Origin of the sequence: Rhodospirillum sp. A1_3_36, from assembly GCF_047263945.1 — a bacterium.
Lineage (GTDB): Bacteria > Pseudomonadota > Alphaproteobacteria > Rhodospirillales > Rhodospirillaceae > Rhodospirillum.
This window is the reverse complement of record NZ_JBLAVB010000045.1, coordinates 1-8,701: the sequence shown is the minus strand read 5'-3', so window position 1 is coordinate 8,701 and position 8,701 is coordinate 1. Positions and strand designations below refer to the sequence as shown.

Annotated in this window: 7 protein-coding genes; 3 read left to right on the top strand and 4 right to left on the bottom strand. The window is 55.3% G+C overall.

The features are described 5' to 3' along the window. The first annotated feature begins 597 nt into the window (after window positions 1–597). Complete coding sequence (locus tag ACLIRY_RS26190) at window positions 598–1,074, top strand: CreA family protein (RefSeq protein ID WP_413208373.1); 477 nt, start codon at window positions 598–600, stop codon at window positions 1,072–1,074. A 362-nt stretch (window positions 1,075–1,436) separates the two neighbouring features. Here ACLIRY_RS26190 and ACLIRY_RS26185 read toward each other — a convergent pair whose 3' ends face one another. The 3 genes from ACLIRY_RS26185 to ACLIRY_RS26175 form a co-directional block, all read right to left on the bottom strand. Continuing rightward, entirely contained in the window at window positions 1,437–2,333 is an 897-nt protein-coding gene (locus tag ACLIRY_RS26185; RefSeq protein WP_413208372.1) for an OmpA family protein, read from the bottom strand. A 3-nt stretch (window positions 2,334–2,336) separates the two neighbouring features. Further along, complete coding sequence (locus ACLIRY_RS26180; protein ID WP_413208371.1) at window positions 2,337–3,107, bottom strand: MotA/TolQ/ExbB proton channel family protein; 771 nt, start codon at window positions 3,105–3,107, stop codon at window positions 2,337–2,339. 253 nt (window positions 3,108–3,360) lie between these two features. After that, a complete protein-coding gene (locus ACLIRY_RS26175; protein ID WP_413208370.1) occupies window positions 3,361–3,975 on the bottom strand; it encodes a bacteriohemerythrin in 615 nt (204 codons plus the stop codon). A 1,151-nt stretch (window positions 3,976–5,126) separates the two neighbouring features. Here ACLIRY_RS26175 and ACLIRY_RS26170 point away from each other — a divergent pair. Continuing rightward, the gene (locus tag ACLIRY_RS26170; protein ID WP_413208369.1) at window positions 5,127–6,491 is read left to right on the top strand and encodes a glutamine synthetase family protein; all 1,365 of its coding nucleotides are present in this window, start codon (window positions 5,127–5,129) and stop codon (window positions 6,489–6,491) included. Window positions 6,492–6,600: 109 nt separating this feature from the next. Continuing rightward, window positions 6,601–7,005, top strand: coding sequence for a 6,7-dimethyl-8-ribityllumazine synthase (locus ACLIRY_RS26165; RefSeq protein WP_413208368.1), 405 nt, complete (start codon window positions 6,601–6,603; stop codon window positions 7,003–7,005). Window positions 7,006–7,420: 415 nt separating this feature from the next. Here ACLIRY_RS26165 and ACLIRY_RS26160 read toward each other — a convergent pair whose 3' ends face one another. Beyond that, on the bottom strand, window positions 7,421–8,179 hold the full coding sequence (locus ACLIRY_RS26160; RefSeq protein ID WP_413208367.1) for an N-acetylmuramoyl-L-alanine amidase family protein: 759 nt from the start codon (window positions 8,177–8,179) through the stop codon (window positions 7,421–7,423). Window positions 8,180–8,701 lie beyond the last annotated feature (522 nt).

Genomic DNA, 8,701 nt, shown 5'->3' with positions numbered 1-8,701 from the left:
CTTCAAGTTCCGTCACCCGGGCCGATAAATGCTCAATCAGCACCGCCTGCTCAAGCAGCAAGGCGTCTTTCTCCGCTTCGCTAAGTCGATATGTCCGGGGCGTTTTCATACAAAGGTTGAATCACAAACCAGGCCGTCAGCCAACCGATTTCGCCAACCCCGTGAGCAATTACGATCCAACAGGCTACGGAAAAACTCTTTTGTCATCATCCCTGCGTGCGCGCTAAGGGATGCACGATTCTTTATTTGGATCCAATGTTTTTTACTCCGCTATTACTGCGTACGCGGGGATGACGGAGTAAAACACCGTATTATTTAACTTCGGAGCGGCACAGAGAAACGTGAACCCCTTAGCGCATGCGCGGGATCGGCGGGATCGGGGGCCTTTCGGCCCCTGTGGGGGACAGGGCAAAACCCCGTGACTGGAAAATACCTATTGTCGTGCACCCTGGCATGAACCGGAAAACCGGTGCCCCCTTTCCCCTCGATGCACAAAAAACAGCCTTTTTTCTTGCCTTAAGCGCCACATCAGGACACCTTTGCTGCGGCCCTTCCCCACGTCAGGGGCCGGACAGAACCGTTGAAAATGGGATTGATATGACGCGCTGGACAGCATTGGCCCTGGGCCTCGTGGTGGCCTTACCCCTGGCATCTGCACCTCGAGCAGGTGCGGAGGAAATCGGCTGCGTTTCCACGGTCTTCAAGGTCCTGGGCCCCGACCACAAAATTTGCATCGAAGCCTTTGACGACCCAAAAGTCTCTGGCGTGACCTGCCATCTCACCAGACCTCGCACAGGGGGTTTGTCGGGTATGGTCGGCTTAGCGGAGGACCCTTCGGATAGTTCGATCGCCTGCCGCCAAATTGGCCCCATCAAAATCCTGGAAGACTTCGACCCGGGCGAGACGGTTTTCTCCGAACGTCGGTCAATTTTGTTCAAGAAAATGGCCGTTCACCGGTTCCTCGATAAAAAACGGAACGTTCTGATCTATCTGGTGATCAGCGACAAACTCATCGATGGCAGCCCCAAACATTCGGTGAGCAGCGTGCCTATCATGCCCTGGCGAGAGGAGTAGCGCGGGCCACCAGTGCCTTCCTACCAGGGCAAGTCATGATCACTGAACAGAGGTCGACGCCATAGTCTTCGAAGGAATCGCCGTCCTCAAATTCAGAAAGGATGTCATAAGGATAAACGTCCTTTCCACCGACAATCACTACGTTCAGTTCGTTCCCATCGGGCAAGTAATACCAAGCGGCACGGGTTGAAACCCACGCCGCTTTTCTTGCGTTCAAACGCCAAGCGGGCTTTTACGCGCCATAAGGCGCGGAGGCCACTTGGCCGCTTCCAACAGGTTATTTTGCCATTGGCCCGTTCCAGATTGGGAAACGTGGAAGGCCGGTATGGACGACCGAGACGTATTGGTCAGACCCGCCCACATCACGGCTCGGATGGACCCGCCTCAGCCTTTACTTCGTTCCCCATGGCGTCGAGCTGAGGTTTCAAGGCGACGATGGAAATCTCCACCCGCCTGTTCTTCGAACGCCCCTCCACCGTTCCATTATCCGCAATGGGTCGGCTGTCTCCGAATCCCTGGATGGTTATCCTCTTGGGATTGATACCATGCTCCAAAAGGCGATGAACCACCCCTGTTGCGCGAGCGGCCGATAGATCCCAGTTTGACTGATATTGCCCCCCTCCAGCCAAAGGAACGTCATCGGTATGGCCAGACACAAAGATCTCTCCATCCGTCGACTTCACGGCGGGAACAATCCGATCAATGATCTGCGCGAACTGGGAGGTGAGCGTACTACTTCCCGAGGGAAAGGAGATATCTGATGGAAAGGAGATCACCACTTCCCCATTCATGCGCTGGACTTGAATCCCTGATCCAGCCTCTTCATCTTTCAATTCACTCTTAAGCTTTTCATAAAGCTCTCGGGTCTTGCGTTGCTTGACCACTTCCTCCTGCTTTTCCAGCTCTTCCTGACTGAGGGTGGGCATCTCCCCCCAGGCTGAAGCTTCCTGCCCCTCCCCATCCGTTTCGGCTTTAACCTCGGGACGAAGCTCGCTGAAAACCGGCATGGATTCTCTCGTCGGATCCTTGTTCATGGACTGCTTACGACCCAGCACGCCATCGACTTCGATCATGCCGGTCAGCTTGTCTTCTTTGGCGGCGCCAAAGGCTTCCTTCATCGCACCGGCAAGCTGGCGATATTTGACAACGTCCATTTCTGCAAAAGACAAAAGCAAAATGAAAAAAGTCAGAAGCAGACTCATCAAGTCCGCAAAAGTGGTCATCCACATGGGAGCACCCTGAGGCGCTTTCTTACCCATCGCCTAGACCGCCTTCTTCTTACTTTTGCCACCCCCGGCGGCGGGCAAATAGATCTGCAGGATCTCCGCCAGAACCATGGGGTTTTGGTTCGCATGAATCTGCAAAACAGCATTCATGATCAAATCCAAGTTCACTTGGTCGTTTTCCGTTTTCTCCGCCAATTTATCCGCGATGGGGAGTGCCACGGCATTGGCAATCAGCGCGCCATAAAAGGTGGTCAGAAGAGCAACCGCCATGGCCGGGCCGATGGTATTCACGTCGCTCATGTTCGACAACATCTGAACCAACCCCACCAGGGTCCCCAGCATACCGAAAGCAGGGGCGGATTCTCCGATCCCCCGGAACATTTTTTCTGCCTTCTCCTGGCGCAGAATGGTCAAGTTCACTTCCTTTGTCAGGGTCTCGCGAATCACGTCGGCGCCATGGCCGTCAGCGCATAGACCGGCCCCCCGCTGGAAGGTGTCATTCTCGACCTTAAAATTCTCCAAGGCACGTAGACCGTTCTTGCGAACAGCTGTCGCCATTTCAATAGCGGTATTGACCAAGTATTCTGGATCGCTTTTGCTATTCTTAAAGGCAATACCTATGGCCAGCTTGAAACAGCCCAGGACATCTTTAAGGTTGAACTTGATCAAAGTCACAGCAAAGGTTCCGCCGAACACGATCAGCAGACTGGGTATGTTGACAAAGATTCCGAAATCAGACCCCAACAGAATAGCCACGCAAACGATGACCAATCCTGCAATGACGCCAATGATCGTACCTAGATCCATGGTCTAACTTCCAAGATCGACGGAGGTCCCCGATGCATTCCAAACGCCTCCATTCCGAGCCTCCCTCCAACAATGGGGATTGGCTCCGTTCTATGTCCTGATCCCATGGGGATCAAGGCCATATATCCTTTTGTGTTCATAGACAGAGAATTCAGTCTCGGCTCTTTGGCCCTAAAACCCAAGGAATCCCGGGCTCAAGGTCAACATTGTAACGCTTGCGGAATTTTAAGGCCACCACCGGTTCTAGAGCTCTTCATCCGGTCACGGAAAACAATTTTCGAGCCTTGTTCGCCAGTTTACGTTCATGCTCCCGCTCGTGAATCACAAGCGCCTGCTCTAGAGCATCGGCGATTTCGCCACCCTCCCGCATCAAGGCCGCAAATCGGTTGAGTGCGTCAATTTTTTCCAAAGGAACCCGCAAGGTGACATCCTGAGAGTGGTCAACCCGAAGTTCTCCCTCCTCATGTTGTGCCTCACCGTTGAGATAGGGCACGTACTGCATATCCTTGACCAGGATATGGTCCCGAATCCAGCGATCGAGAAAAACTGTCACCTTTTCCAGATCCACGAGATCCGGGTCTTTTTCATGCAGCGCGATCAACGCCCGAACAAGAGCCCTAAATTCCTCGTGGATTCGGCGGTGGGCCTGATATCCAGGAAAGTTGGCCCTGCGCATAAAGCGCTCTTCCCGTTCGAAATGCTCGGTGACATAGAGGTTAAGAGCATGAACGGTTGCCCGAACCTGCTCCACATGGGAGCCTTCGAGATATTGCTCTTCCAGGGCCGCAACCAAGTCGAACAAGCCCTTATGGTCGTCATCGATCGCTTTGATCCCAACGCGGCACTTTTCTGTCCAACCAGCACTCATGTCACCCTACCCAGCTTATTTTTAAGATTCCTTCAGTATCTCAAGACCTTCAATTCCAAGCCCGCTTGTCAGTTATAGTCCAAATCAACAAATTTGGGAAAGGTAAAGCCGATCACCTCTCCCCATTCCATCCGATCTAGCCTCTATTTATAATCGGATTCACAATACTCCAGGCCCCACTAAACAGAATAAACACCGCAACAGCGGCGACGACCACACCAGTAACAATAAAAAATAGCTTTACACTTCGAATAAAATCTTGCCTCCTTCGTCTCTTTCTTTCTTCCTCCAACTTACGCCATTGGGCTCTATACTTTTTGACCTGCTCCCTACGGTTATCAAGGTCATCGCTACTCTGTTTGTTGGCGGTCATACACCTATCCGTCCATGGGCCGTCGCTCTGGCCATCCCAGACGACCGTCAGAAACGGTCACGACGCACGCTATCCATATGGGGAATGGAACGAAAGGGCCTGTCGCCCCTCACTCCAAGCACATATTCCGAGCTCATATAGCGCCAAAACTTGGCAGAGAATAAAGACTCCAGGAGCATACCATATTCCGACCACGCAGGGGAATATATAGACGAAAGGATCAAAAAATCAAAAACAGTACACGCCTATAGATAGAAGGGTCTTTTTGATGTATAGAAAGAAACATGCTCATCTCGCTGCCTCCTCACGGACTCGCCTTATTTCGGCAACGGAGACGCCCCCCCAACGGGTCGTCATTGGTCGGAGACGGCTCTCCATCTGTGCCATGGTCCGTCACTATCCCAGAGACCGGTTCGGTGGTTCCTCTCTTCGCCCTTAGAGCCCTCCCCTTAGACTCATATGCTTCGTGCATCGAGCGGAGCGGAAAGCCGGTTGTCCGCTCCGCGTTCCCTTCGGCCCCCACTTTTCCGCTGAATGCTCTATAATAGCCGCCACGAATCACTTCCCCGGGGCGATTGGACGACATCTGATACCAAGGTGCGGTGAGTTTGACTGACCGCACCTTGGAAGCGGCCAAGTGGCCGCCGCTCCTTATGGCGCGTAAAAGCCCGCCTGGCGTTTGAACGTAAGAAAAGCGGCGTGGGTTTCAACCCGCGTCGCTTGGCATGAGGAGGAAGAGGCCTCTTCCTCCTTTTCATTGAACAACATGGAAGACCCCATGAGCAAAACGGACCCATCGACGGTCGACGAATTGGAGCGTTGGATCAAGGATCGCGGCGTCACGGAAGTGGAATGCCTCGTCCCTGACCTGTCGGGCATCGCCCGGGGCAAGATCCTCCCCGCCCGTAAATTCCTTAAGAGTCTAAGGGATCGGGGCCTTCGCCTACCCGAATCTGTATTCACCCAGACGGTAACTGGCGAATACCCCGAGGACGATCCCATCGGCATATCGGATTCGGACGTCTATCTGCACCCGGATCCAACAACCGTAAGGACCGTTCCCTGGTACGAAGAACCCACCGCTCAGGTCATTAGTGACTGCTTCTACCGTGAGGGCGGAGAGGTCCATTGCGCTCCCCGGCAAGTCCTGCGCAACGTCCTCGCCCTCTATAAGGAGAAAGGCTGGAAACCGGTGGTCGCGCCAGAGCTTGAATTCTACCTCGTCCGCATCAATGCGGATCCGGACTACCCCCTGGAGCCGCCAATCGGCCGATCGGGTCGGGCGGAGATCGGGCGTCAGGCCTACGGTATCGACGCGGTGAACGAATTCGATCCCCTGTTCGAAGACGTCTATGACTATGCCGAAGAGCAGAATCTCGACGTGGATACCCTGCACCACGAGTCCGGATCGGCGCAGATGGAGATCAACTTCGAACATGGCGATGCCCTCGACCTCGCCGACCAGGTCTTCCTGTTCAAGCGGACGGTCCGTCAGGCGGCCCTGCGCCACGGAGTCTACGCCACCTTCATGGCCAAACCCCTGGAGGGCCAGCCGGGCAGTGCCATGCACCTGCACCAAAGCATTGAAGATGCTCTGACGGGCAAGAATATCCTGTCCAAGAAGGGGGGCGAGGACAGCGACCTGTTCCGCTGGCATATCGGCGGCCTTCAGAAGTACCTGCCCCAATGCATGCTGATGCTGGCGCCCAACGTGAACAGCTATCGCCGGTTCCTGCCAGACCAGGACGCGCCGATCAACATGCATTGGGGCTATGACAACCGCACCGTCTCGCTGCGGGTGCCCTATTCGGACAAGTCTGGACGACGGGTGGAAAACCGCCTGTCAGGCGCGGACGTCAACCCCTATCTGGCCTTTGCCGCATCACTGGCCTGCGGTTATCTGGGGATGGTCGAAGAGATTGAGCCCAGCAACCCGATCACCGGAAGCGCTTACACCCGGGCGCACAACCTGCCCCGCCACCTTCCCGACGCCATAGACAGATTTGGTCGAGCCAAACCCCTGCACGACCTGTTCGGCCACGACTTTGTCAAGGTCTTCACCTCCGTCAAATGGGCGGAATGGGATGCCTATCAACATGTGGTCTCCAGCTGGGAGAGGGAGTTTCTTCTGCTAAACGTGTAATTACATCTTTAGAAGACCATTCACCACATTAGAGTATCTTCGAGACCAAGACCCTGTCGCGTGAAATGTGATTCACGTAACAGGTTCTAGAAACAAAGGATTTCACCAGATGACAGGCTTTGCTGTCGTGATTGGAAGCTTCCACCGCAAAGAGGGGGAAGCGATGTTGGAGACCGTCCGCGAGGGGGCCCGCGAGCGGGGCTTGACCATCGTGGCGGAGGTTTGGGTGCCGGGATCCATGGAAAAGCCCCTTGCCCTCAAACGCCTGTTGCTGCGCGAGGATATCGAAGGAGCCGTCGTCCTGGGGATCATCGAGCGGGGCGAGACCGCCCATGGTCTGGTCATGGCCCAAAGTGCGTTAAAGGCGATTATCGATCTGCAACTGGAGTTCATGAAGCCAGTGGGTGTCGGTATCCTGGGACCGGATATCCACCCCAGCCAGATCCCCCCCCGGGTGACCCCCTATGCCCGGGCCGCCTTCGACGCCATGGCTGTCATGCTCCAACCCCAATAGCCCTGCACAAGCAGGCCCAAGAGCAAGAAAACGGCGGGACACACGACAAGGAGGCTTCTCCCATCACGAGGGCTTTGCCCCCACTGGGGCCGAAAGGCCCCAGATACTTATTGATAAAAAAAAATAGGGGTTTGGGGGCATTGCCCCCAAATGGGCTTGGGCAATCGCCCAAAACAGACGAGCCCCTGTCAAGGCTCTTTCTAAAACTCACAAGTCGAGGGACTGGGTCTGGAGATTGCCTCGCCGGAGGAGGCCGCGCGATGCTCTCTCTCAAGGGCGGTGACGCAGTGAATTTCTAGAGTGAAACTGGATCACGATGGAGTAGGATCTGCTCGATGTCTAGACGACGCTGGGCGAAGGTCTGGTCCGGTCCGGGACGTGGAAAGCCAGGGGATCGTTCATCAACGAACCAGGGTCACCCGTTCAAGGCGCAATAGTCAAGGACAGCCTGGGTCAAGGCATCGATCAATCCAGCCCGATACTCGGCGGTGTCCAGCAGGACTTCCTCGTTGCGATTAACGATAACTCCAGCCTCGAACAGCAGAGCGGGCAGCTCTGCCGTTCTCAGGACCGCCAGTTCGTCGAAGCGATAAATGCCCCTGTCCCGGTCGATCAGCTCTCGGTTTTCCCCCTTGATCGGCTCGGCGTGATGCAGGGTTGGGGTATATCCCGTCGCCCGCAAAGCCCCGGCCAGCCCCTGGGCGAACCGCAAGCTTTCCTCTGGATGACTCCCGGTTCTGGAAACGAAGATGGAATACCCGTGGATCCCGTCTGCGGTCAACCCCTCCTTACCGTCGTGACGCCAGGGCTTGAGGAATTGGGGCTGAGCGGAATCATGGTGGATGGAAAGGAAGAGACCCGCCCCTCCCATCTTGGCGCGCCTGGGCCGTTCGGCAAGCGAGAGGGTCTCTCCCTCGCCATTGATCAGAAAGGCCGAAGCCATACCGGTGGTATTGATGGTCTGGGCGACCTCCCCCGCGAGACGCCGATTAAAGGCCCACTCGGGGCGCCCCCGGGCGGAAGTCGCCCCGGGTTGTTCGATAGAGTGGCCGACATCGATCCCGACGACACAGCGATCCTTGCCCAACTCCGCCCAAGCAGAGTTGGGAAGGACAAGACCGACCAGGACGGCGGTCACCACCAGAAAACCCTCTCGTTTCGCCGACTTGATCATATCGGGCCACCTCTCCATTTCCCTGCTTCACCATGTCGTCGAGGAGACTTCCCCGGGAGCGGCGCCCTGTCAACCGGGGTCATAAGCAGGGAATGGAGGAGTCAACAATTCTTGAAACACTTCGCTGTCTTCACTTCTCTGGGATCAGAAAAAGTTACATGATACAAAAATATTAATCTGGCCTCGCCAGGACCGACATCCCCTCGCGCATCGACCCAAACGATGGCTTCAGCCGAAGTTTAGAACGTTGATACATAAAAAAAATTCCTAGCAGACTGTCGAATTTTCCCCCGCTCTGATATTATCACACATTGCAAAAGCATGAAAAATCAACCAAAATCGACTATTCCTGCTGCCGCCCAGTCTGAACGATTGGGTCCCGGAGGACGATTTGGCCCATTTCGTGATCGCGGCTGTGGACCGGGTGAGCTTGGATGCTTTCAAGATCAGCCATCGGGCCGTTGGCCAGCCGCGCTATCATCCCCGGATGATGCTGGGGCTTCTGATTTACGGCTCTGCGAA